Consider the following 409-nt stretch of genomic DNA (forward strand, 5'->3'; position numbering starts at 1 on the left):
CTGGGATTTTGTAGCAAATAACCAGGAGTCGGCGCATTTTATCATGTGGCTCATGTCGGATCGGACGTTGCCAAGAAGTTGGAGAATGATGGAGGGTTACGCGATCAATTCATATCGGTTCATCAATGACCAAGGAACCTCTCGATTTGTACGCTTTCAATGGAAGCCAGTCCTCGGCGTACATTCGCTTCTCCAAGAAGAATCCCTCATCATCGGCGGGTTGGATGCCGATTTTCACCGGCGAGATATCTATGAGGCGATTCAACGCGGGATATATCCCGAGTACGAATTTGGGGTGCAAATGATTGAAGAGGAAAATGAACACGCATACGAATTTGATGTTCTCGATCCGACGAAGCTCTGGCCAGAAGAAATCGTTCCTGTTCATTACATCGGAAAGCTGACACTG

The 409-nt window shown here is 47.4% G+C and carries 1 protein-coding gene; it reads left to right on the plus strand.

Annotated elements, in window-relative coordinates; genetic code table 11:
- A partial coding sequence (locus JN080_RS29230; protein ID WP_256239381.1) for a catalase occupies positions 1-409 on the plus strand: 409 nt, incomplete at both ends.

The organism is Bacillus sp. EB600, from assembly GCF_024494385.1.
GTDB lineage: Bacteria > Bacillota > Bacilli > Bacillales > Cytobacillaceae > JAEVLT01.